The sequence below is a fragment of the Arcobacter lacus genome (assembly GCF_003063295.1).
Taxonomy (GTDB): domain Bacteria; phylum Campylobacterota; class Campylobacteria; order Campylobacterales; family Arcobacteraceae; genus Aliarcobacter; species Aliarcobacter lacus.
In genome coordinates, this window is record NZ_MUXF01000001.1 from 75,723 (window position 1) to 99,459 (window position 23,737).

Annotated in this window: 20 protein-coding genes; 9 read left to right on the forward strand and 11 right to left on the reverse strand. The window is 26.7% G+C overall.

From position 1 onward, the window contains the following. The 11 genes from B0175_RS00490 to ispG all read right to left on the reverse strand — a co-directional run bounded on the left by B0175_RS00490 (position 1) and on the right by ispG (position 12,697). Complete coding sequence (locus B0175_RS00490; RefSeq protein ID WP_210004197.1) at positions 1–2,001, reverse strand: acyltransferase family protein; 2,001 nt, start codon at positions 1,999–2,001, stop codon at positions 1–3. 2 nt (positions 2,002–2,003) lie between these two features. Beyond that, the gene (locus tag B0175_RS00495) at positions 2,004–3,092 is read right to left on the reverse strand and encodes a DegT/DnrJ/EryC1/StrS family aminotransferase (RefSeq protein WP_108526791.1); all 1,089 of its coding nucleotides are present in this window, start codon (positions 3,090–3,092) and stop codon (positions 2,004–2,006) included. A gap of 2 nt (positions 3,093–3,094) precedes the next feature. Continuing rightward, positions 3,095–3,673: an acyltransferase gene (locus B0175_RS00500; protein WP_108526792.1), complete on the reverse strand. Its 579-nt coding sequence runs from the start codon at positions 3,671–3,673 to the stop codon at positions 3,095–3,097. Positions 3,674–3,677: 4 nt separating this feature from the next. Further along, on the reverse strand, positions 3,678–4,646 hold the full coding sequence (locus B0175_RS00505) for a Gfo/Idh/MocA family protein (RefSeq protein ID WP_108526793.1): 969 nt from the start codon (positions 4,644–4,646) through the stop codon (positions 3,678–3,680). Between the two features lie 2 nt (positions 4,647–4,648). After that, on the reverse strand, positions 4,649–5,893 hold the full coding sequence (gene tviB, locus B0175_RS00510) for a Vi polysaccharide biosynthesis UDP-N-acetylglucosamine C-6 dehydrogenase TviB (protein ID WP_108526794.1): 1,245 nt from the start codon (positions 5,891–5,893) through the stop codon (positions 4,649–4,651). After that, positions 5,890–6,981, reverse strand: a complete 1,092-nt coding sequence (locus B0175_RS00515) for an NAD-dependent epimerase (protein WP_108526795.1) — start codon at positions 6,979–6,981, stop codon at positions 5,890–5,892. The genes tviB and B0175_RS00515 overlap by 4 nt, the downstream gene beginning before the upstream one ends. 10 nt (positions 6,982–6,991) lie before the next feature. Next, positions 6,992–8,185 (reverse strand): nucleotide sugar dehydrogenase, encoded by a 1,194-nt coding sequence (locus B0175_RS00520; protein WP_108526796.1) that lies wholly within the window; start codon positions 8,183–8,185, stop codon positions 6,992–6,994. Beyond that, entirely contained in the window at positions 8,185–8,766 is a 582-nt protein-coding gene (locus B0175_RS00525; protein WP_108526797.1) for a Wzz/FepE/Etk N-terminal domain-containing protein, read from the reverse strand. The genes B0175_RS00520 and B0175_RS00525 overlap by 1 nt, the downstream gene beginning before the upstream one ends. A gap of 63 nt (positions 8,767–8,829) precedes the next feature. Further along, on the reverse strand, positions 8,830–10,272 hold the full coding sequence (locus tag B0175_RS00530) for a replicative DNA helicase (RefSeq protein WP_108526798.1): 1,443 nt from the start codon (positions 10,270–10,272) through the stop codon (positions 8,830–8,832). 62 nt (positions 10,273–10,334) lie between these two features. Beyond that, on the reverse strand, positions 10,335–11,636 hold the full coding sequence (locus tag B0175_RS00535; RefSeq protein WP_108526799.1) for a diguanylate cyclase: 1,302 nt from the start codon (positions 11,634–11,636) through the stop codon (positions 10,335–10,337). Continuing rightward, positions 11,636–12,697: a flavodoxin-dependent (E)-4-hydroxy-3-methylbut-2-enyl-diphosphate synthase gene (ispG, locus tag B0175_RS00540; RefSeq protein ID WP_108526800.1), complete on the reverse strand. Its 1,062-nt coding sequence runs from the start codon at positions 12,695–12,697 to the stop codon at positions 11,636–11,638. Before ispG ends, B0175_RS00535 begins: the two co-directional genes overlap by 1 nt. A gap of 139 nt (positions 12,698–12,836) precedes the next feature. Here ispG and B0175_RS00545 point away from each other — a divergent pair, with 139 nt between their 5' ends. The 9 genes from B0175_RS00545 (at position 12,837) to B0175_RS00585 (ending at position 23,732) form a co-directional block, all read left to right on the forward strand. Further along, entirely contained in the window at positions 12,837–14,888 is a 2,052-nt protein-coding gene (locus B0175_RS00545) for a sensor histidine kinase (protein ID WP_210004200.1), read from the forward strand. A 61-nt stretch (positions 14,889–14,949) separates the two neighbouring features. Then, entirely contained in the window at positions 14,950–15,654 is a 705-nt protein-coding gene (locus B0175_RS00550; RefSeq protein ID WP_108526802.1) for a CvpA family protein, read from the forward strand. A 12-nt stretch (positions 15,655–15,666) separates the two neighbouring features. Beyond that, positions 15,667–17,184 carry a lysine--tRNA ligase gene (gene lysS / locus B0175_RS00555; RefSeq protein ID WP_108526803.1) on the forward strand — a complete coding sequence of 506 codons (1,518 nt, stop codon included), beginning with the start codon at positions 15,667–15,669 and terminating at the stop codon, positions 17,182–17,184. A 15-nt stretch (positions 17,185–17,199) separates the two neighbouring features. Next, on the forward strand, positions 17,200–18,462 hold the full coding sequence (locus B0175_RS00560) for a serine hydroxymethyltransferase (RefSeq protein ID WP_108526804.1): 1,263 nt from the start codon (positions 17,200–17,202) through the stop codon (positions 18,460–18,462). A gap of 25 nt (positions 18,463–18,487) precedes the next feature. Next, positions 18,488–19,519, forward strand: a complete 1,032-nt coding sequence (locus tag B0175_RS00565; RefSeq protein ID WP_108526805.1) for an SPOR domain-containing protein — start codon at positions 18,488–18,490, stop codon at positions 19,517–19,519. A gap of 10 nt (positions 19,520–19,529) precedes the next feature. Continuing rightward, positions 19,530–20,945 carry an anthranilate synthase component I family protein gene (locus B0175_RS00570; RefSeq protein WP_108526806.1) on the forward strand — a complete coding sequence of 472 codons (1,416 nt, stop codon included), beginning with the start codon at positions 19,530–19,532 and terminating at the stop codon, positions 20,943–20,945. Positions 20,946–20,954: 9 nt separating this feature from the next. Continuing rightward, complete coding sequence (locus B0175_RS00575; RefSeq protein ID WP_108526807.1) at positions 20,955–21,740, forward strand: pyridoxine 5'-phosphate synthase; 786 nt, start codon at positions 20,955–20,957, stop codon at positions 21,738–21,740. Then, positions 21,733–22,668, forward strand: a complete 936-nt coding sequence (pdxA, locus tag B0175_RS00580; RefSeq protein ID WP_108526808.1) for a 4-hydroxythreonine-4-phosphate dehydrogenase — start codon at positions 21,733–21,735, stop codon at positions 22,666–22,668. Before B0175_RS00575 ends, pdxA begins: the two co-directional genes overlap by 8 nt. Continuing rightward, positions 22,665–23,732, forward strand: a complete 1,068-nt coding sequence (locus B0175_RS00585; RefSeq protein WP_108526809.1) for an ATP-binding protein — start codon at positions 22,665–22,667, stop codon at positions 23,730–23,732. The genes pdxA and B0175_RS00585 overlap by 4 nt, the downstream gene beginning before the upstream one ends. Positions 23,733–23,737: the final 5 nt, after the last annotated feature.

Sequence of the window (23,737 nt, forward strand, 5' to 3'; positions counted from 1 at the left end):
CTAATTTCCATCAAAAATAATATTCTGAATATATCTAGATAATAATTTTGAACCTTCTTGACTTAAATGATCATCATCAAGATACAATAATTTATTATTTATAATACCATAGCACCATTTTTCATCACAAAATAATTTTTCAGTATCAATTACATTTACATTTTGATACTTTTTGTACAACTCAAAAATTAATTTTCTATATTCTTCATTTCTATCAAAATAGTCAATATAATTAATTTTACAACTTTTTGTAAATATATTAAAAGGTCTTTTTAAGCAATGTATTGGATTAAATCCTAATTCAGGATGTTCTAAAAGATAATAGAAACTATATTTTTGTGAATTAAAATATCTCATTAATAAATTATGTGAATTTATCCATTTCGATTTGTGTTCTTCTAAGGTAGATGTTCCTTCATATTTTTTTAATATTAAATCATTGCTATTATCAATATCTCCAAATCCTTTTAAATACATATTTTTAGGACCTCTTTCTACAAAAATTACTTTATCAATATAAAATTTCTTATTTTCTAATAACTTATAAGTATTAGCAATATCTTTTTTACATTTTTCTTTAGCTTTTTCTGTTTTTCCTGAGTAAGTATCTATTAAAGGAGAACAACCATCTTGAGCTAATAGCAATACCCCCCCCCCATCTTTTTGACTCATATAATAATTAGATAACCCATCATATATGGCTAATGCATGGCTATCACCAATAATTACCATATATTTTTTAGTTATATCATCTGAAGTTGCTTTTATATAATTATTTGTTGGCTTATATCCTAAAATTTTTGTTACTAAAGATATCCCTAAATCATTTTGGGCAGGAGTTCTTATAAACTGTTTTTCAAAACTTTCATTTGATTCAAGATGACTTCTATTTGATAGTCCATTCTTTTTTGATATATAATCTCCTACAAATCCTAAAATTAAAACTACAATACATAATTTAAAAACAAAAATATAACTACTTTTTACTCTAGCATAAATTTCTATATATCTATATGTAAAATATGATAAAAGCACAGATAAAAAAATAAGTAATAGTCCAATTGAAATATCTAGTTTTACTCCAAATATATGAGTAAAACTTATCAAAACATAATGCCATAAATATAATGGAAAACTAATTAGACCTATAAATACTAAAGTATTATTTGAAAACATCGTTCTTGATTTATCATAAGATATACTAAGTATTAATAAACCACTAAAAAATACAATTAAAAAAGTTTTATATGTATTAAAAGAACTATTATTATATGAAAGAACAATAGAAATAAAAAAAAACAAGTATATTAAATATTTATATTTATTTAATATATAAAATATATTTTTATATTTATAAGAAACTATAAATACTAAACCACCAAAAGCTAATTCCCATGCACGAGATAAAGTATGATAAAATTTATCAAATTCAGTTATTAAAGGTAAAGAAAAAAGTATTAAAAATAGTATGGATAATGAAATAACTATATTTACTCTTGTTTTATATAAAAATATTAGAAGTAGTGGCCAAAATATGTAAAACTGTTCTTCAATTGCCAATGACCAAAAATGTAAAAGTGGTTTTAAAGATGCAGATTCATCCCAATATCCAACTTCTTTTATGAGTCTAAAATTTTCATAAAAAAGTGCAGATGATTTTATATGCTGTCCAAGTTGTTCAAACTCACTTGGAAACATAAATAAATACCCAATAAGTAATGTAGTAGTTAAAACTACTATTAATGCAGGAAATATTCTTCGTATACGATTTCTATAAAACTCTTTTAAAGAAAAACTGTTTGATTCTAGTTTTGTATATATTATTTGTGTTATCAAATATCCAGATAATACAAAAAATATATCAACTCCTACATATCCAAATGAAAAATATTTTGGCCATATATGAAATAGAAGAACAAGAGATATTGCTATACCTCTTAATCCATCTATTGAAGAGTTATACTTTAGACTATGGTTAACTATTGGAATAAAAGTTTTCAATTTTATAAATTCTTTACGATATATGCAATTTCTTCATCTGTTACATAAGGATTCATAGGTAAACTCATAATTTCCTCTGATACTATCTCAGAAATAGGAAAATCACCTTTTTTATATCCAAGATATTTAAAACACTCTTGAAGATGAAGTGGCATTGGATAGTGAACTGCTGTTGGAATTCCAGCTTCTTTTAATCTATTTTGAACTTCATCTCTATTTTTTACTCTTATTGAGTATTGAGCCCAAGCTGATATTGCTTTTTTATCCACAAAAGGAAGTACTAATCCTGATTTATTTTCTAAAGCTTTTGTATATTTAGAAGCTACTTCAGCTCTTTTTGCCAAGTCTTTTGGATAATATTTTAGTTTTACATTAAGCACAGCTGCTTGTATAGTATCGAGTCTTCCACCCATACCAATATATTTATGATGATATCTTTTTGATTGACCATGAAGTCGTAAACTTTTCATTTTATTTGCTATTTCTTCATCATTTGTGAAAACAGCTCCTCCATCACCATAACAACCTAATGGTTTTGCAGGGAAAAATGAAGTTGTTGAAATATCAGCAAGTGCAGAATCTGTAATGCCATCATAAGTAGAACCAAAACTTTGTGCACCATCTATAATTACTTTTAAGTTATACTTTTGGGCTATTTGGTTTACTTTATCCATATCAGCAGGTTGTCCATAAAGTGATACAGGAATGATAGCTTTTGTTTTTGAAGTGATTTTTTCTTCTATTAAATCAGGATTAATATTATAAGTTTTTTCATCAATATCTACAAATACAGGAATTGCACCTAAAAATGCTATCATTTCAGCCGTTGCTATAAAAGTAAAAGGCGTAGTTATCACTTCATCACCTGGTTTTATATCAAGTGCCATCATAGCAATAAGTAATGCATCTGTTCCATTACTACAAGATACAGCGTATTTTGCACCAGTAAATTCTTCAAGACTTTTTTCAAGTTCTTGTACTTCATTTCCCATGATAAAGTTGCAATTTCTTGCCACTTTTAAAATAGCATTTTCTATTTCATCTTTGTATAATTCATGTTGATATTGTAAGTTTGCAAAATCTATCTTCATTTTTACTCTTCTATTAAAATTAAATTATTATTTTGGATTTTATATTTACTATTATCAAAAGTATCAACTGCTTCATCATATTCATCAAATTTCAGTGTATTTCCAGCTTTTGATACCCATCCAATTTGCTTTGCAGGAACTCCAACCATAAGTGCATACGGTTTTACATCCTTATTTACAACAGCTCCTGAACCAATTAATGCAAATTCTCCAATAGTTACACCACAAACAACAGTAGCATTTGCTCCAATGCTACAGCCTTTTTTAAGAACTGTTTTTTTGAATTCTTCACGTCGAACTATAAAAGCTCTTGGATTTATAACATTTGTAAATACCATAGAAGGGCCAAGAAAAACATCATCTTCTACTTCAACACCTTCATAAATAGAAATATTATTTTGAACCTTTACACCATTTCCTATATTTACTTTTGGTCCAACTACACAATTCTGCCCAAATGAACAATTATTCCCAATATTTGAACCACTTAAAATATGCGAAAAATGCCAGATTTTCGTATTTTCACCTATAGTTACATTTTCATCAACATAGCAAGATTCATGTGCAAAAAAAGAAGCCATAACTTTAACCTAATATTTTTTTACAAAAAGGATGATAGTCTCCTACTAGTCCAATAGGATTAAGTTTTCTTATTTCAGAAACTATATTGATTGAATTTCTAGCTTCTTTTAATCCAAAACCTTCACCATTTAATATATGTTGGTAACTTTTTGTATGTAAATCAGTAAAACCATCACTAAATTCAAACTCCTCACCATCAACTGTTATACTTCTAAATGTTCTTTTTCCTGTAGCTTTTATTTCATCTGGAATATAATCATAATTCACTGATAAAAACCATCTAACATTAGCATTTTTTAGTTTCATATAACCAGCATTTGCATCTGCTTGTTTTAAATGAACAAGATTTTCTTCTATTGGACCAAATATCCAAGATAACATATCAAAAAAATGAACTCCAATATTTGAAGCTATTCCACCAGATTTTGATTCATCACCTTTCCACGATACAAAATACCATTTTCCACGGCTTGTTAAATATGTCAAATCAATATCATATATTTTATTTGGATTTTTTTCTAACTCTTTAGAAATTTTTTCTTTTAATGCAATTATAGAGTCATGAAGTCTTAACTGCAATATATTATAAACTTTTTTGCCAGTCTCTTTTTCAATTATTTCAAGCTGATCTATATTATGAGGATTTAAAACTAAAGGTTTTTCGCAAATTGCATGAGCTCCACTTTTTAATGCAAATCTTATATGACTATCATGCAAGTAATTTGGAGTAGTAATAGCCATATATTCTATTTTTTTATTTCCATCTCTATGCCATTTATCAACAAATCTGTCAAATCTTTCAAATTCTGTAAAAAAAGAAGCTTCTGGAAAATTACTATCCATAATACCAATACCATCATAAGGATCAAGTGCTGCTACAAGTTCATTACCTGTATCTTTAATAGCTTTCATATGTCTTGGTGCAATATAACCACTTGCCCCAATAAGTGCAAAATTTTTTTTATTTGGCATCTTTATAATCTCCCATCTGTTTCATCTAAAATAGATTTAATATCAAATACTACATTATTATCTGTTTTAAGTTTTAATTCTTTAAATTCATTGTGAGCTACAGCTAAAACTATCGCTTCATATTTAGCTATATTTAACTCTTTTATTAGTTTTAAATTATATTCATGTTCCACTTCTTTTGCATCTGCCCATGGATCATAAATATCTATATTACATCCAAACTCTTGTAGTTCTTCTATTACATCTATTACTCTACTATTTCTTATATCTGGACAATTTTCTTTAAAAGTAATTCCAAGTACTAGAACATTTGAACCTTCTATTTTATGACCTTTTTTTATCATTAATTTTATTACTTGATTAGCTACATAGATTCCCATATTATCATTTAGTCTTCTTCCTGCTAGTATGATTTCAGGGTTATAACCTATACTTTGAGCTTTATGAGTAAGATAGTATGGATCTACACCGATACAATGTCCTCCAACTAATCCCGGTCTAAATGGCAAAAAATTCCATTTAGTTCCAGCTGCTGCTAAAACATCATTTGTATTGATACCAAGTTTATTAAAAATAATTGCTAGTTCATTTACAAAAGCTATATTTATATCTCTTTGAGAGTTTTCTATAACTTTTGCAGCTTCTGCAACTTTTATTGTAGGTGCTAGATGAGTACCAGCTGTTATGATACTTGCATATAATTCATTTACTTTTTTACCAATTTCAGGAGTACTTCCTGAAGTTACTTTAAGTATTTTAGTAACAGTATGCTCTTTATCCCCTGGATTGATTCTTTCTGGGCTATATCCACAGAAGAAATCAACATTAAATTTTAAATTTGAGAATTTCTCAAGCACAGGAACACAGTCTTCTTCTGTTGCACCTGGATAAACTGTTGATTCATAAATAACTATATCATCTTTTTTAAGAACTTTTCCTACTGTTTCGCTAGCTTTTATTAAAGGAGTTAAGTCAGGTCTTTTGTTTTTGTCTATTGGCGTTGGAACGGTTACAATATAAATATTACACTCTTTTATATCATTTATATCTAATGAAAATTTCATACCATTTTTTATTGCTTCTTTTACTTGATTTTCTGTTAGTTCTAATGTTCTATCATATCCACTTGAAAGTTCATCTATTCTCCATTTTGATATATCAAAACCTACTACTTCATATTTACTACTAAAAGCATGAGCTAAAGGAAGCCCAACATATCCAAGACCAATTACACAAATTTTACTCATTTTATTTTATTTCCTTTCTTATCATATCCAAAAAATTCCAAATACCAATCTACAAACTTATTTATACCATCTTGTATAGCTGTAGCTGGTTTATAACCCAAATTTTGAACTAAATCACTGACATCAGCATAAGTTGCTGGAACATCTCCTGCTTGTATTGGCATCATATTTTTTTCTATAATTTTACCTAATTTATTTTCAATAGCATTTATAAAATCCATAAGTTTAACAGGATTATTATTTCCTATATTATAGATTTTGTATGGAGCCGATGAAGTCGAAGTCTCTCCTGTTTTTCCATTCCAATTTTTGTCAGATTTTGCAGGATTATCTATAACTCTTATTACACCTTCAACAATATCATCTATATAAGTAAAATCTCTTAGCATTTCACCATTATTAAACACATCTATTTTATTTCCTTCTAATGCCGCTTTTGTAAATAAAAATAGTGCCATATCAGGTCTTCCCCATGGTCCATAAACAGTAAAAAATCTCAAACCCGTTGTAGATATCCCAAAAAGATGGCTATAAGTGTGAGCCATAAGTTCATTTGATTTTTTACTAGCTGCGTAAAGACTAATAGGATGATCTACATTGTGATTTGTTGAAAAAGGAAGTTCTTCATTTAGTCCATAAACAGATGAACTACTTGCATAAGATAAATTTTTTACATTATTATGTCGACAGGCTTCTAAAATATTCATAAATCCTATAATATTACTATCCATATATGCATCAGGATTTGTTAAACTATATCTTACTCCTGCTTGAGCTGCTAAGTTACAAACCGCATCGAACTTTTCTGTTTCAAAAAGTTTCATCATAGAATTTTTATCTTCAAGATTTATTTTGATAAATTTATAATTAGGATTTGTTATAGAAGTTATTAGTTTTCCATAAGGTATATTTTTACCATCTTCTATGTTATTTATTATCCCACCTCTTTGAAGTCTTCCATACTTTACATTTTGGTCGTAGTAATCGTTTATATTATCAAGTCCTACTACTTCATCTCCTCTTTCAAGTAATTTTATAGCCAAATGACTTCCTATAAATCCCGCTGTTCCTGTAACTAATATCTTCAATTATTTCCCCTTAATCATTTCCAAAAATATCTCTAGTATAAACTTTGTCTTCTACATCTTTTAAAATATCACTTAGTCTATTTGCTACTATGACATCTGATATCTTTTTAAACTCACTTAAATCTTTTATCACTTTTGAGTTAAAGAAAGTATCTTCATCTAATACAGGCTCATATACTACTACTTCTATACCTTTTGCTTTTATTCTTTTCATTATTCCTTGTATTGCAGAACTTCTAAAATTATCACTTCCAGTTTTCATCACAAGTCTATAAATACCTACAATTTTTGGATTTTTTCTAATAATACTATCTGCTATAAAATCTTTTCTTGTAGAGTTCGATTTTACAATAGCTTCTATTAGATTACTTGGTACCTCACTATAATTTGCTAAAAGTTGTTTAGTATCTTTTGGAAGACAATATCCTCCATACCCAAAACTAGGATTGTTATAATGCGTTCCTATTCTTGGATCAAGTCCTACACCATCAATTATCTGTTTTGTATCAAGATCGTGTGTTTGTGCATAAGAGTCAAGTTCATTAAAATATGCAACTCTCATAGCAAGATAAGTATTTGAAAATAGTTTTATAGCTTCAGCTTCAGTTGAATCTGTAAATAATACTGGAATATCTTTTTTTATAGCACCTTGTTCTAATAATTTTGCAAAAGTTTCAGCTCTTTTTGATTGTTCGCCTACAATTATTCTACTTGGATACAAGTTATCATATAAAGCTTTTCCTTCTCGTAAAAATTCTGGTGAAAAGATAATATTAGAAGTTTCAAATTTTTCTCTTACTTCTTTTGTATATCCAACTGGTACAGTTGATTTGATAACCATTGTAGCATTTGGATTTATTTCAAGTACATCTTTTATAACTGCTTCAACAGATTTTGTATTAAAATAATTAGTCTTTTCATCATAGTCTGTTGGTGTTGCGATAATTATAAAATCAGCGTCATTATAAGCTTCATTTTTATCCAAAGTTGCTTTAAAATTTATATTTTCTTTTTTTAAATACTCTTCTATTTCTTTATCTTCTATTGGTGATATTTTATTATTTAGCATTTCAACTTTTTGTGGAACTATATCAAGTGCTATTACTTCATTGTGTTGAGATAGAAGTAAGCCATTTGATAAACCTACATATCCTGTTCCTGCTATTGCTATTTTATATTTTATATTTTGTTCATTTTTAGTCATTATTTTATTTCTTCTTTCTTCAAAGTTCTTATAAATTGCATAAAAAATACTAAAAATATTGATAGTATAAATCCTGTCACAAAAGCAGCAGTTATAATAAGAGATTTTTTAGGTTTATTTATAGGCTCATTTGAGATTATTATATCACCAATCTGTTTTGTCATAATAGCACTTTCATAAAAACTTATCAGTTTTTTATGTTTTTCAAGAACAAAACCTTTAACTCTTGTTAAAGTTTCACTTATAACATTTTTATCTATATTATCAAAAGTAATTTCTATAAGATTAAAAGTATTTTTAGGAATATTCGAGTTTACTTTAAATTCAAGGTTTAGAATATATGCTAAGTCAGTAACTTTTTCAATACTCATAGGAGCAAAATTTTTATCTTGTATTTGTCCTATTTCCAAATACATTTTACCCTGATAAATAGGAATAGGATTTTTTAATAAGACATAAATTAAAGCAATAAAAGTTACCATAGAGGTAAATACTAAAATAAATATTTTATGTTTCCAGAGAGTTTTAAATAACTCTCTTAAATCTATTTCATCTTCTTGTAAATATTTTTCGTTCTGCATATTTTTCCCATTGAAATTATCTTTTTATTTTACTACAAATCAACTTATAATTATTAGAAATAATTATAAGATATTCGGTATATCAATATTTGTTTCTTTTTCTATATCTGCTACATTTTCAAAAATAACTTCTATTGGAGCAGCACCATGTTCATTCTCTTTATCCAAAAATTTAGTTAAATTTTTGTGGAAATCAAGTTTTACAGTACCTATAGGTCCATTTCTTTGTTTTCCTATTATTATTTCAGCTTCTTCTATTGGTTTATTTATAAATTTTGATTTATAATCTTCACCTTTATCTTTTGCTTCTTTCTCTTTTCTTGCTTCATCTCTTTCTTTATAAACATCATCTCTATAAACAAACATGATAATATCAGCATCTTGTTCTATTGCTCCAGATTCTCTTAAGTCACTTAACATTGGTCTTTTATCGGGTCTGCTTTCAAGTCCACGATTTAGTTGAGATAAAGCAATAATAGGGATTTTAAGTTCCCTTGCTAGCATCTTAAGACCTCTTGAGATATCAGAAACTTCTTGATGTCTATCTTTTGTACCAATTCCTTGCATAAGTTGAAGATAATCGATAATTACAAGTTTTATATTATTATCTTCATTTTGAGCAAGTTTTCTCACTCTTGCTCGAAGTTGATTAATATTTACACTTCCACCATCATCAACAAAAAGTTTTTTTGTATTTAAGTTATCAAAAGCTGAACTCAAATTTGACCATTGAGCATCATCCATATCACCTTTTCTTAAGTTTTGTAATGGAATAGAAGTTTTAACAGATAACATCCTAAGCATTAGTTGCTCTGCTGGCATCTCAAGAGAGAAAAATATTACACCTTTTCCTCTTTCTACATTTTTTAGTGCCATATTTAAAACAAGTGCCGTTTTTCCCATCGCAGGACGCGCTGCAATTATTACTAAATCTCCTTCATTAAAACCTGTTGTTCTTCTATCAAGTGCATCAAAACCTGTTGTTTCACCAATTAAGTGTTTATTACCAAGTTTTTTCATCTTTTCAATATAAGATAGAGTTGAATGAGTAATTGATTGCATATCTTTTAATTCAGAAGTTGCACTATCAGTTGAGATTTTATATAACTCACCTTGAATAGTATCTAGTGCTTCATTTGCACTTACTTCATCTTCAATAGCAACTTTTTTTATAGTTGTTGCCAATGAAGCTAGTTCTCTTTTAACTGAACTATCTTTTATTTCTCTTACATAAGCTAAAGTGTTTGTAATTGGATTTGCAGATAGTATTTCAAGAAGTATAGAATCATCTACATCTTTTGAATTTACTTTATTTCTAATAAAATCTTCGTCAATTGGCATACCTTCGTCATGAAGTTTAACCATTACTTCAAAGATTTTTTTATGTGCAGGTAGATAAAAATCTTTTGGTTTTAAAATTCCTAAAATATCTTCTAACTCTTCAGGATTAAAAAAAATCGAACTTAAAACAGCTCTTTCTATATTTATACTATAAACACTATCCATTTTTACTCCCAATAATAAAAGATGGATATTTTAGCCAAAACTAAGTTAGGGATAAATAAATATCAACAAATAGTATTTCTTCCGCTATTTTTTGCTTCATATAGCTTTTTATCAACCAATGAAATAGTATTTTCAAAGTTTTTAAAATAACTATTATTTCCATTTTCTGGATAAATTTCTATCATTCCTATACTAATAGTTGTTGAGATTTTATTTTCGTCCAAGTTTAAAACAAAATCAGCAATATCTTCTCTAATTTTATTTAAAATATCTTTTGCCTTTTTTGTATTTATTGCAGGAAGAATTATCATAAATTCTTCACCACCATATCTTATGATTATATCTGAAGTTCTTAGATGTTTTTTTGCAATATGGACAAAATTTTTTAACATCTTATCACCAGCTAAATGTCCAAAAGTATCATTTATATTTTTAAAGTGGTCAAAATCACACATAGCAATAACAAAAGGTTCAAAAGTTGCAAATGAGATTTCTAATTGATTTTGATACAACTGACTTAATTTTTGTCTATTTAAAGCTCCAGTTAATGGATCTTTTGAAGCTTCTAAGTTTATCAAAGTGTTATCAATCAAGGCAAGTTCTGTACCTAAAGATAAAGATAACATTTCACACTTTTCTAAATAAATCAAAATAATATGATTATTGCCCTGCGTTTCAATAAGACAATTTTTAATCTGTTTTGCAAAAAAATGTAAATTTTCATGAAGTTTAGAAATATTTTTATATTTTGAACTATTTTTTATGATTTCTAAACCTTCTTTATTTAGCCATTTTCCAAAAGTACATAAAGAGTGATCTATCTCAGGAAAAATATTTATATCTGATGAAACAATAGATTTACATAGATTTTCCAACCACTCTAAATGCATTTTATAATAATAAACTATATTGTTTTTTGCTATTCCACTTAGATTAGATAAACTAAAACTATTTTTTTTATTTAAGTCTGTTATATACTTGTTTAAATATGTCTTAGCTATCATATCTTCAAAAATCATATGCAACTTATATAGTTGCATAAGTTCATCTCGTACATCTTTATATAGTAGTTTTTGTAAGATAATTTTTTTAAGATTTATAAGTTCATATGTTAACATGATATAAGGTATATCCAACTTTATATTGTAATCGATTAGATCCTTATAAACTAAAGTTGCATTTTTTATATCACCATTGCAAATATATCTGATAACCAAAGTAAAAAAAGATTCTATTTTTTGTGATTCTTCATCTTCTATTTTTCTAAAATTTATAATATATTTTCTCAAAAATTCATCAATTATTATCTCTTCTTCATCTTTTAAAAATTTTTGAAAATTTGATATATCTAAGATAGAATCCATTAACTTCTCTTTTTGGCCTCAAATTCAACTTCTTCAATAAATTTATTTATTAAAGCTTCGCCAGAAAGTTTTTCTATAATTTCACCTTTTTTCATCACTAATCCACTACCTTTTCCAAAAGCTATTGCAACATCTGCACTTTTAGCTTCTCCAATAGCATTTACAACACATCCCATAACTGAAACATCAAGTGGAGTTTTTATATGTGCTGTTCTTTTTTCTATTTCAGATACTGCACTTACTAAATCAGCTTCTATTCTTCCACATGTTGGACAAGAAATAATATTTAAACCCTCTTTTGCAATTCCAACATCTTTAAGTATTGCTCGCCCCACTTTTATCTCTTCTTCTAACTCACCTGTCATAGAAACTCTTAAAGTATCACCTATTCCATCAAGTAACAAAGCACCTAATGCAATAGAAGATTTTATAGTTGAATGAAATTGTGTTCCAGCTTCAGTAACTCCTAAATGGAAAGGATAATTATTCATAGGTCTTAATTTTCTATAAGCTTCAACAGTTCTTTGAACATCACTTGCTTTTAGTGAAACTTTAATATCTGTAAATCCTAAATCTTCAAGATATTTGATATTATAATCTGCACTTGCAACCATACCTTCTGGTGTTTGTCCATATTTATCTTCAAACTCTTTTTCAAGTGACCCTGAATTTACTCCAATTCTAATAGGTATATTTCGCTGTTGACAAGCACGAACAACTTCTTGAACTCTTTTTTTATCACCAATATTTCCTGGATTTATTCTTATACAATCCACAACTTCAGCAGCAATTAAAGCTAGTTTATAATGAAAATGTATATCTGCTACAAGTGGTAATTGAACTTGGGATTTTATCTCTTTTAATGCATCGGCAGCTTCCTTATTTGGAACTGCAACTCTTACTATATCAGCACCAGCAAAATGTAATCTTGTGATTTGATCAACTGTTGCTTTCACATCTGATGTTTTTGAATATGTCATTGATTGTACTGGAATTGGTGCATCACCACCAATAGGAATATTTCCTACATATATTTGTTTTGTTGGATATCTTTTTATCATAAGTGAAATTTTATCGACATAAATATTAATTTAATATGAAAACTTTTTAATAAAAAAAAAAGATGTTATTTTATATAATCGTTTAATTTCAAATATAAAAATAAGTTACTGTTTTATGCAATCAAAGAAAAATATTTATATGATAATTTTGTTATTTTTATTTGTTACATTTATGATTATAGTTGGAACGTACTATTATATAACTACCAAACAAAAAAATCTTTTAACCTCAATTTATAATACAACTAATAAGAACATCATTAAAACTACTGAAAGTTTAATTGAAGATAAACAGAATACAACTTTGGCTATTGCTTTAGCCTTAACTAAAAATGATAACTTATACAAATTTATGAAAGATGAAAAATATGAAAAATTAAATTATCAAAAAATAGTTGATGAGATTGCTCAAAACTCTAAATATAAAAATGTTTGGATACAAATAGTAGATAAAAGTGGAAATAGCATCTATCGTTCTTGGACAGATAAAAAAGGTGATAATTTACTTTTTAGAAAAGATTTAAAAAATACTTTAACAATTCAATCCATTTCAACTTCAATTAGTGTCGGTATATTTAACCTTACATTAAAAGCACGAGCACCAATCTATGACAATGAAAATAATTTTCAAGGAGCATTAGAAGTAATAACTCATTTTAATTCAATAACAAAAGATTTGAAAGATAATAATATCGAATCACTTGTAATTACTGAAAAAAAATATAAAGATACTATAAAATTCCCTTATACAAATATATTTATTGATGATTATTATGTAGCAAATAAAAATGCAAATATAGCATTTGTCAATTATGTAAGGAAAAATGGTGTTGAAAAATATATAAATATTTCAGATTTTACTATTGAAAATGGATATTTGATTTCAAATTATCCTCTTTTTGACAAAAATGGTGAAAAATTAGCTTCTATAATAAATTTTTTAGATTTTAAAAATATTGATACCCAAATAATTAAATCTTTTAAAGTTCAAATTATTATGACTTCTGTTATTACTTTGATTATTTTGTTTTTTTCATTTTTAATTTATTTTTATACAATTTATTTAAAAAAGATTAAACATCAAGAGAATAAAAAACAATCTATTTTAGATTCTCAATTAAGCATAATTGTAATTACAAATGGCAAAGAGATTATAGATGCGAATAAAAAACTTTTTGAATTTTTTAAAGATGTATCCAATTTAAAAGAGTTTAAAGAAAAATATATCTGTATTTGTAAAGCCTTTATTGATATGAAAGACGAAAATTATATTTTTGAAAAAGATTACAACGGTAAAAACTGGGCAGAATATGTTTTAGAAAATGATAAAAAGAATTTTAGAGTTGCAATGAAAAATGAAAATAGTGAAATAAGACATTTTTCTTTAAAAACATCGAAAATAGCAAGTGAAAATTTTATAATTGCAACTTTAAGTGATATAACTCAAGATTTAGTAAAAATAGAAGAAGATAAAGAAAAAGATAGATTTCTTTATCAACAATCAAAAATTGCAGCAATTGCAGATACATTAAAAAATGTAGCTCATCAGTGGAGACAGCCTTTAAGTGTAATCAGTACAATTGCAAGTGGTTTAAAACTACAAAAAGAGTTAAATAATTTAGATGATTTTATGTTTAACAACTCTTGTGATGCAATAATAAACAATACTCAAAAATTATCAAATACTATTGAAAATTTTACAAATTTCTTTCCAAAAGAAGATTTAATTACTAACTTTTCATTTGTTGAAGCTTTAAAAGATACTATAAATTTCTTTGATTCAATTTTTGAAAAAAACTCTATAAAATGTCAATTTACATATGATACAGATATGGTTGTAAATTGTAATAGAAATGATTTTTCGCAAGCTATTTTAAATATTTTAGATAATTCAGTTTATGCTTTAATTCAAAATAAAAAAGAGGAAGAAAGATTTATTTTTATTGATTTTTCAAATAAAGTTTTACAAATAAAAGATAATGCAGAAGGTATAAATGAAGAAGATCTTCAAAAAGTATTAGAACCATATTTTACAACGAAACATCAATCATTTGGAGTAGGACTTGGTCTTTATATTGTTCAAGAATTTTTTGTAAATAATCTTAAATCTAAAATTGATATAAAAAATGTAGAATTTGAATATAAAAATATAAATTATAAGGGTACAAACTTTATAATTGATTTCAATTAAACTTCTATTTTGAAAAAATTCGCTAAAATTCACGGATTATTGAAAAAAAAGGATTATTTTTATGCAAAATATTGCAATTTTTGATTTAGTTATAATTACTATCACTCTTTTATTAGGATTAAAGGGACTTTTTAGAGGAATTATTAAAGAAATCTTTGGAATTGTAGGTATAATTGGAGCAATTTTTGTTGCTTCTAGAATCTCTACTCAAACAGGAGAATTGATAGCTCCAATTTTAGTTTTAGAAAATCAAGCTACTATTAAACTTATTGGATTTGTAATTGCGTTAGTTATTGTTTGGCTTATTGCTTATAGTGCTGGTGTTGTTGTAAGTAAAATATTTTCAGCTAGCGGATTAGGAATAATTGATAGATTTTTTGGGTTTTTATTTGGAATGGCTAAGATATTTTTAATATTTTCTGTTATTGCTTATGCACTTTACCAAGTTAATTCGTTTAGAAAAGTTATCGATGAACAGTTTAAAACTTCTATTTTAATGCCTTACTTGCTTGATGTTGGTTCATACATTATAAAACTTGATACAACTGCTTTGACAAATAATATTGATAAAGCGATTGAAACAGTTACAGATACTCCTTCTACTATTCAAAATACAACTCAAGAGATAAAAGAAGAAGTTGATTCAACTTTAAACAATGTTCAAGAAGTTGTTGAAGATGGTGTAAAAGATGCAGTTGAAGAAGAAGTTAAAACAACTAAAGAAAAACTAAAAGATATTGCAAATAAAACTGAAGATAATCAATAAAGGATTTTAAAATTGTTTGAAAATATATATATACAACAAAGAATAGAAAAAGCAAATAAATTAAGAGAAGATGGAATTAATCCATATTCAAATGAGAGTTCAAGAAATTGTACAATTACTAAATTTTTAAATGTTAATAGCGATATTTTTCAATTAGAAGAAAAAAGAGATGAAAATAGAAATTATACAGTTGCTGGTAGAATCAAATTTTTTAGACTAATGGGAAAAGCAAGTTTTCTTAAAATTGAAGATGAAAGTGGAATTCTTCAAATTTATGTAGCAAGAGATAATTTACCAGAAAACTTTTACAATGAAACTTTTAAAAAAAATATTGAAGTTGGTGATATTATAGAAGTTTCTGGTTATCCATTTGTAACAGGACAAGGAGAACTTTCACTTCATGCTGATAGTTTAAAAATCCTTACAAAAGCTATCTCTCCACTTCCTGAAAAATTCCATGGAATTCAAGATAAAGAACTAAGATATAGACAAAGATATTTAGACTTAATTATGAATAGTGAAGTGAGAAAAACTTTTCATATTAGAAGTAAAGTTATAAGTTTAACTAGAAGATTTTTTGAAAACAAAGGTTTCTTAGAAGTTGAAACTCCAATGATGCATCCAATTGCAGGTGGAGCAAATGCTAAACCATTTGTTACTCATTTCAATGCTTTAGGTGTTGATAGATTTTTAAGAATTGCACCTGAACTTTATCTAAAAAGATTAATAGTTGGTGGATTTGAAGCAGTTTTTGAAATCAATAGAAACTTTAGAAATGAAGGAATGGATGCTACACATAATCCTGAATTTACTTCTATTGAATTTTATTGGGCATATAAAACTTATAAAGATTTAATTATTTTAACAAAAGAGTATTTTGATTATTTATTTGAACATTTAAACTTACCAACAGTATTACCTTATGGTGAGTTAAAAATTGATTTTAATAAATTTACAGAAATTCCACTAATTCAATCTTTATATGAAATCGGTGGTGTTCCACAAGATATAGTTGAAGACAAAGAAAAAATTCTTGCATTTTTAAAAGCAAATAATCTTGAAGCAAATGGAAATTTAAATCTTGGTCAACTTCAAGGTGAACTATTCGATGAATTTGTTGAAGCAAAACTTATAAATCCAACATTTATTACAGAATATCCAGTTGAAATTTCTCCACTTGCAAGAAGAAATGATGAAAAACCTCATTTAACTGATAGATTTGAGTTATTTATTGCTGGTAAAGAAATAGCAAATGCTTTCAGTGAGTTAAATGATCCAATAGATCAACTTCAAAGATTTGAAGGACAAATTGCTGCTAAAGAAGCTGGTGATGATGAAGCACATGAAATGGATGAAGATTTTGTAAATGCTTTATCTTATGGTATGGCTCCAACAGCTGGGCAAGGTATTGGTATTGATAGATTGGTAATGATGCTAACAAATGAACATTCGATTAGAGATGTTTTATTGTTCCCAGCAATGAAACCAATAAAACAAGAAATTGATTTATATTCAGAAGAAAAAAACTAATAAGAGGAATACAAAATGAGTTATATAACAGAAGCGAATTTAAAAGAGGCAGATGTAGAAGTATATGATATCATAGAAGAGGAGTTAAAAAGACAAACAACTCACTTAGAGATGATAGCAAGTGAGAATTTCACATCTCCAGCAGTAATGCAAGCAATGGGAAGTGTATTTACAAATAAATATGCAGAAGGTTATCCATATAAAAGATATTATGGAGGATGTGAACAAGCAGATAAAGTAGAACAATTAGCAATTGATAGAGCTTGTAAAATCTTTGGTTGTAAATTTGCAAATGTTCAACCTCATTCTGGAAGCCAAGCTAATGGTGCAGTTTATGCAGCATTAATTAAAGCTGGTGATAAAATCTTAGGTATGGATTTATCTCATGGTGGACATTTAACTCATGGTTCTAAACCATCATTCTCTGGACAAAACTATCAAGCATTCTATTATGGAGTAGAACTTGATGGAAGAATTAATTATGATAAAGTTCAAGAGATTGCAAAAATTACTCAACCAAAAATCATTGTTTGTGGTGCTAGCGCATATGCAAGAGAGATTGATTTTAAAAGATTTAGAGAAATAGCAGATTCAGTTGGAGCTATTTTATTTGCTGATATTGCACACATTGCAGGTCTTGTAGCAGCTGGTGAACATCCATCTCCATTTCCTCATGCTCATGTAGTTACAACTACAACTCATAAGACTTTAAGAGGTCCAAGAGGTGGTATGATAATGACTGATGATGAAGAGATTGCTAAAAAAATAAACTCAGCTATTTTCCCAGGACTTCAAGGTGGACCACTTGTTCATGTAATAGCTGCAAAAGCAGTAGCATTTAAAGAGATACTTGATCCAAAATGGAAAGATTATGCAAAACAAGTAAAAGCAAATGCAAGAGTGTTAGGAGAAGTTCTAACAAAAAGAGGATATGATATAGTAAGTGGTGGAACAGATAATCACTTAGTATTAGTAAGTTTTTTAAATAAACCATTTTCAGGGAAAGATGCAGATGCAGCTTTAGGAAATGCAGGGATAACTGTAAATAAAAACACAGTACCAGGAGAAACAAGAAGTCCATTTGTAACATCAGGTATTAGAATAGGATCTCCAGCATTAACTGCTAGAGGGATGAAAGAAAAAGAGTTTGAATTAATAGCAAACAAAATTTGTGATGTATTAGATGATATAAACAACACTAGTTTACAAGCTAAAATTAGCAAAGAGTTAGAAGAATTAGCTAACAATTTTGTTATTTACAACAACGCTACGTATTAAAGGCTTTAACAAATAAGGATAAATTATGCAAATAAAAGGTGAAGATTTTTTAAAGAAAGTTCAACTGCAACAAGAAAAAGAAGAGTTAGAACGAAAATTAACAGAACTTGATGAATCAAGAATATCAATTAATAGCATTAACTTAGGAAATAATCTTAATAATGCATATAGAAATGTTGAAGAAGAAACTTCTTCAATTAATTTAAACAGAAATTCTATGAATAATCAACTTGAAGATGAACCTCATGATTTTGATAATATTATGTTAGAAAATCCAACTTTTGGAAATAATGGTGAAGATAATAAGAAAAAATACCTAATTTTAGGTATTTTACTTGTTGTGTTATTTTTATTAACTATTATAATAATTCGTCTTTTAACAAGTGATTCAAAAAAAGAAGATCAATTTACATCAAATAATAACTCTTCAGAGATGAGAACACTATCTGAAAACAGTAATGCAATTGATGCAAATTATCAAAAAATAGTTGATACAGATAGAGCAAGAAAAGAGTCAAATGAAACTATGGTTCCATTACCAAATGCTACTTCAACTGATACAAAATTAAATACAATTCAAGAAGCAAACCAAGCTAATAATACTCCTTCTGTAAATGAAACGTACCAAGCTGAAGCAAAAAATTCTATTTCAAATCAAGAAATGGATGATACTATCAAAAAAATTGAAGAGAAAAAAGCAACTAAAAAAGATGAAGTTGTAGAAAAAGCTACAACAGCAAAAACTGAAACAAAAAAATCTATAAAAGATTTAGTTGAAGGAAATTCAACTTCATCATCAACTGCTCAAAACTTTTCATCAGGAGCAAATGGCTATTTTGTACAAATTGGTGCTTTTTCTAAAAGACCAAGTGAAAGTTATTTAAATAGCATTACAAAAGAAGGTTTTAAATATAAAGTTATTCAAGAAGAGGTAAAGGGAACAATGTATAATAAACTTTTAATTGGTCCTTATTCATCAAGTTCAACAGCATCATCAAGTGTTTCTACAATAAAAGAAAAACTAAATGTAACAAGTGCTTTTGTAGTTAAATATTAAAAGAGAAATTATGAATTTTTATAGCAAAGAGCTTTTTTTAGACCAATTCACTCCCGTTTCAATTTATGAAAAAGTAAAATCACTTTACAAAGATGAAATTACTTTTTTATTCGAAAGTACTATAAATTCAAGTGCAACAGAAGGAAATTATTCTTATATAATAATTGGTGATAGAGAAAGAATTTGGTATGAAAATGAAACTTGTTATTTCAAAAATGAAGAAGGTAAAATCGAGACTGTCGAGTCAAATCCTTTAAGATTTTTACAAAAATATTATAAGAATTTTGATAAACAAATCTATAAAGAACAAGCATCAAAATTAGGTATTGGATTAATTGATGGATTTATTGGTAATGTCGGTTATGATATGGCAAAAGAGTTTGAACCAAAATTAAATGCTTATATGAAAAACTTAAAAGATCAAATCAATATTCCAGATTTAGATTTAATTCGTCCAAATATTCTTTTAGCATTTTCACATAAAACATCAAAACTTGTAATTCTCACATCTGTTGAATCAAAAAAAGATGAATTAAAAACAATTGAAGATTTATTAATTGGCTCTTACAACTATTTACCAATTAAAAAAGCTACTATTTTGGATGAAGGAAAATTTAACTTTACAAAAGAAGAATTTTTTGAAAAAGTTGCTAAATCAAAAGAGATGATAAAAGCTGGTGATATCTTCCAAATTCTGATTTCAAATAGATTTATTCAAAAAGCAATTGTTGATAATCTTAGTTTTTATAGAGTTTTAAGAAGTAAAAATCCAAGTCCATATTTATACTTATTGGAATATGAAGATTTCTGTATTGCAGGAAGTTCACCAGAAGTTATGGTAAGACTTATCGATGGTCATCTTCTTTTAAGACCAATAGCTGGTACAAGAAAAAGAGGAAAAACTCTAGAAAAAGATTTACAAATGGAAAATGAGTTATCAAGTGATGTAAAAGAAAAAGCTGAACATTTAATGCTTGTTGACTTAGGAAGAAATGATGTAGGAAGAGTTGCTCGTCCTGGAACTGTAAAAGTAACTGATTTAATGAGAGTTGAAAGATATTCACATGTAATGCACATGGTTTCTGATGTTGAAGCAATAATTGATGATAAATACGATATGTTTGATTTATTTATGGCAACATTTACTGCTGGAACTATGACAGGAGCGCCAAAAATCAGAGCTATGGAATTAATTGCTTATTATGAAGGGGTAAAACGAAGTTTTTATTCTGGAAGTATCGCTTATTTTGGATTTGATGGAAATATGGATAGTGCAATTACGATTAGAACAACTATGATTACAAAAGATAGTGTGATTTTCCAAGCAGGAGCTGGAGTTGTTGCTGATTCAATACCAGAACTTGAATATTTAGAAGTTCAAAATAAATTGGCTGCAAATATTGCGACATTAAAAGATTTATCATAAAGGATTACTTTGTTACTTGGTGTAAATATTGATCATATCGCTGTTTTAAGAGAAGCTAGAAAAATAAATGATCCAAATCCATTAGACGCTTTAAGTATTTGTAAACTAAGTGGTGCAGAACAAATAACAATTCATTTAAGAGAAGATAGACGTCATATTCATGATAATGATGCAAAAGCAATTATAGAACAATCATCCCTTCCAGTAAATTTAGAATGTTCAATAAATAGTGATATTATTGATATTGTTTGTAAATTAAAACCTTCAAGAGCAACTTTAGTTCCTGAAAATAGAAATGAAGTAACAACAGAAGGTGGTCTTGATATAAAAGGAAACTTTGAAAAACTTCAAAAAGTAATAGATAAACTTCATGCAAATGAAATTGAAGTTTCACTTTTCATTGACCCAAAAGATGAAATAATTGAACTTTCAAAAGAACTTGAAGTTGAATGGATAGAGCTTCATACAGGAACATTTGCTAATATTTATGCGATGCTTTATTCAAATTTAGCTTCAACTCACCACTGCATAAAAGAGTTAGAATTAAATAAAAGTGAACTAAAAACAAAACTTTCTAAATCAATAAAACAGATAGAAACTTCTTCAAAATTTGCAAAAAAGTTAGGACTTAAAGTCGCTGCTGGTCATGGGCTAAATTATCAAAATGTTACACTTATTTCAAAAATTCCTGAGATTGAAGAGTTAAATATTGGTCAAAGTATTATCGCTCGTTCAGTATTTACAGGTTTAAAACAAGCTATTATTGATATGAAAGAGTTAATAAAAAATGATTAAAGAATTACCAAAAATAGCTATAAGTATTGGTGATTTAAATGGTATTGGAATAGAAATTGCTCTAAAATGTCATAATGAAATTTCTAAAATTTGTCAACCCATTTATTGTATAAATAATAAAATGCTAACTCAAGCTTCAAACTTATTAAAAATAAAAATTCCAGAAAATTTTGAATTATTTAAAACAAAAGGTGATTTTGAAATCAAACCTGGAATAGTTTCAAAAAAATCAGGGAAATACTCATTTAATTCTTTTATGGATGCAATAAATTTAGCTAATAAAAAAGAAGTAGATGCTATTTGTACACTTCCTATAAATAAAGAGTCTTGGAATAAAGCAGATATAAGATACAAAGGTCATACTGAAGTTTTAAGAGATTATTTTGGAAAACATGCAATTATGATGTTAGGATGTGAAAAAATGTTTGTGGCACTTTTTACTGAACACATCGCATTAAAAAAAGTTCCAAAAAAAATAAATGAAGAAGACTTAACAAAATTTTTAATTGATTTTTATAAAAATGTAAAATCTGAAAATATTGCTGTACTTGGATTAAATCCGCATGCAAGTGATAATGGTGTTTTAGGGGATGAAGAAGTTGAAATATTTAAAGCGATAAAAAAAGCAAATAAATATTTTCAAAAAGATATTTTCAAAGGTCCAATGGTTCCAGATACTGTTTTTTCACCACTTTCAAGAAAAAACTTTAAATATTTTGTTGCTATGTATCACGATCAAGGACTTGCTCCTTTAAAAGCTTTATATTTTGAAGAAAGCATTAATGTAAGTTTAAATTTACCTATTATTAGAACTTCTGTTGACCATGGAACAGCATTTAATATAGCTTATAAAAATGAAAATGTAAACACTCAAAGTTATATAAATGCAATAAAAGAAGCAATAAATTTAATACAAAATAAAAAATGAATATTTTAGAATCTTGTTATGAAATACACTTTTCTAAAATAAATTTTATTGAAAGAAAAGTAAAAATTACAAATCCAAAAACCATACTATATGGTGCTCCAAAAACTGGTAAAAGCTTCTTAATTTATGATTTTCTATCAAATTTTAAAACTGAAGAGTATTTGTATATTGATTTTTCTGATTTAAGAAATGATGAAAATCTAACATCACATGACTTAGAAGAATTTATAAAAAATAACCAAATTAAAACTCTAGTTTTAGAAAATTTTGACTTCCAATTTTTAATTCCGAAATGTGAAAACATCATAATATCAACAACTTATCCAAAAGAGATTCAAAGTTTTGAAACTATAAATCTAACAGCTTTAGATTTTGAAGAATATTTACTTCATGATAATAAATACCAAAATATCACTCAAAGCTTTAATAACTATCTTAAATTTGGTAACTTACCTGAAATTACTCATTTAGATGAATACAAAAAAATCCATAGATTACAAGAAATTATAAAATTATCTTGTAAAGATGAAACAGTTTATGAAATACTAAAAATAATAATAGAAAATATTGATGAGAAGAAGTCACTTTTTCAATTATATAATTTTCTAAAAACTAAAATAAAACTTTCAAAAGATAAGTTCTATGAAGTTTGCAAAAATTTGGAAGATAATAAAACTATATATTTTTTATCAAAATACAATCAAGAAAAATCAGCTAAAAAGATTTTTTGTTACAATTTTTCATTTTTAAAATCAGTTACTCACACAAAAAAATTTAAAAATGAATTTTCAAATATGATTTTTTTAGAATTAATTAATAAATATGAGGATATTTATTATTTTGATAACATCGATTTTTATATAAAATCGAAAAATTTAGCCATAATATCTATTCCATTTTTTAACTCATTTTTAAATGCTTCATTAATAAAAAAGATTATAAAAAATGCACTTGAATTTAATATTGAAGAAATACAGATAATTACTATTTCAAATAATGAAAAGATTCCTGATTCAAAAATCAAAATAATTGCTACTCCTTTTTATGAATGGGCATTAAGCTAAGTTTT

Bases quoted from the DNA above. Each gene is read 5' to 3' on its own strand.
- B0175_RS00495 (WP_108526791.1), bottom strand. From the start codon at position 3,092: ATGAAGATAGATTTTGCAAACTTACAATATCAACATGAATTATACAAA.
- B0175_RS00500 (WP_108526792.1), bottom strand. From the start codon at position 3,673: ATGGCTTCTTTTTTTGCACATGAATCTTGCTATGTTGATGAAAATGTA.
- B0175_RS00505 (WP_108526793.1), bottom strand. From the start codon at position 4,646: ATGCCAAATAAAAAAAATTTTGCACTTATTGGGGCAAGTGGTTATATT.
- tviB (WP_108526794.1), bottom strand. From the start codon at position 5,893: ATGAGTAAAATTTGTGTAATTGGTCTTGGATATGTTGGGCTTCCTTTA.
- B0175_RS00520 (WP_108526796.1), bottom strand. From the start codon at position 8,185: ATGACTAAAAATGAACAAAATATAAAATATAAAATAGCAATAGCAGGA.
- B0175_RS00525 (WP_108526797.1), bottom strand. From the start codon at position 8,766: ATGCAGAACGAAAAATATTTACAAGAAGATGAAATAGATTTAAGAGAG.
- B0175_RS00530 (WP_108526798.1), bottom strand. From the start codon at position 10,272: ATGGATAGTGTTTATAGTATAAATATAGAAAGAGCTGTTTTAAGTTCG.
- B0175_RS00535 (WP_108526799.1), bottom strand. From the start codon at position 11,636: ATGGATTCTATCTTAGATATATCAAATTTTCAAAAATTTTTAAAAGAT.
- ispG (WP_108526800.1), bottom strand. From the start codon at position 12,697: ATGATAAAAAGATATCCAACAAAACAAATATATGTAGGAAATATTCCT.
- B0175_RS00545 (WP_210004200.1), top strand. From the start codon at position 12,837: ATGATAATTTTGTTATTTTTATTTGTTACATTTATGATTATAGTTGGA.
- B0175_RS00550 (WP_108526802.1), top strand. From the start codon at position 14,950: ATGCAAAATATTGCAATTTTTGATTTAGTTATAATTACTATCACTCTT.
- B0175_RS00560 (WP_108526804.1), top strand. From the start codon at position 17,200: ATGAGTTATATAACAGAAGCGAATTTAAAAGAGGCAGATGTAGAAGTA.
- B0175_RS00565 (WP_108526805.1), top strand. From the start codon at position 18,488: ATGCAAATAAAAGGTGAAGATTTTTTAAAGAAAGTTCAACTGCAACAA.
- B0175_RS00570 (WP_108526806.1), top strand. From the start codon at position 19,530: ATGAATTTTTATAGCAAAGAGCTTTTTTTAGACCAATTCACTCCCGTT.
- pdxA (WP_108526808.1), top strand. From the start codon at position 21,733: ATGATTAAAGAATTACCAAAAATAGCTATAAGTATTGGTGATTTAAAT.
- B0175_RS00585 (WP_108526809.1), top strand. From the start codon at position 22,665: ATGAATATTTTAGAATCTTGTTATGAAATACACTTTTCTAAAATAAAT.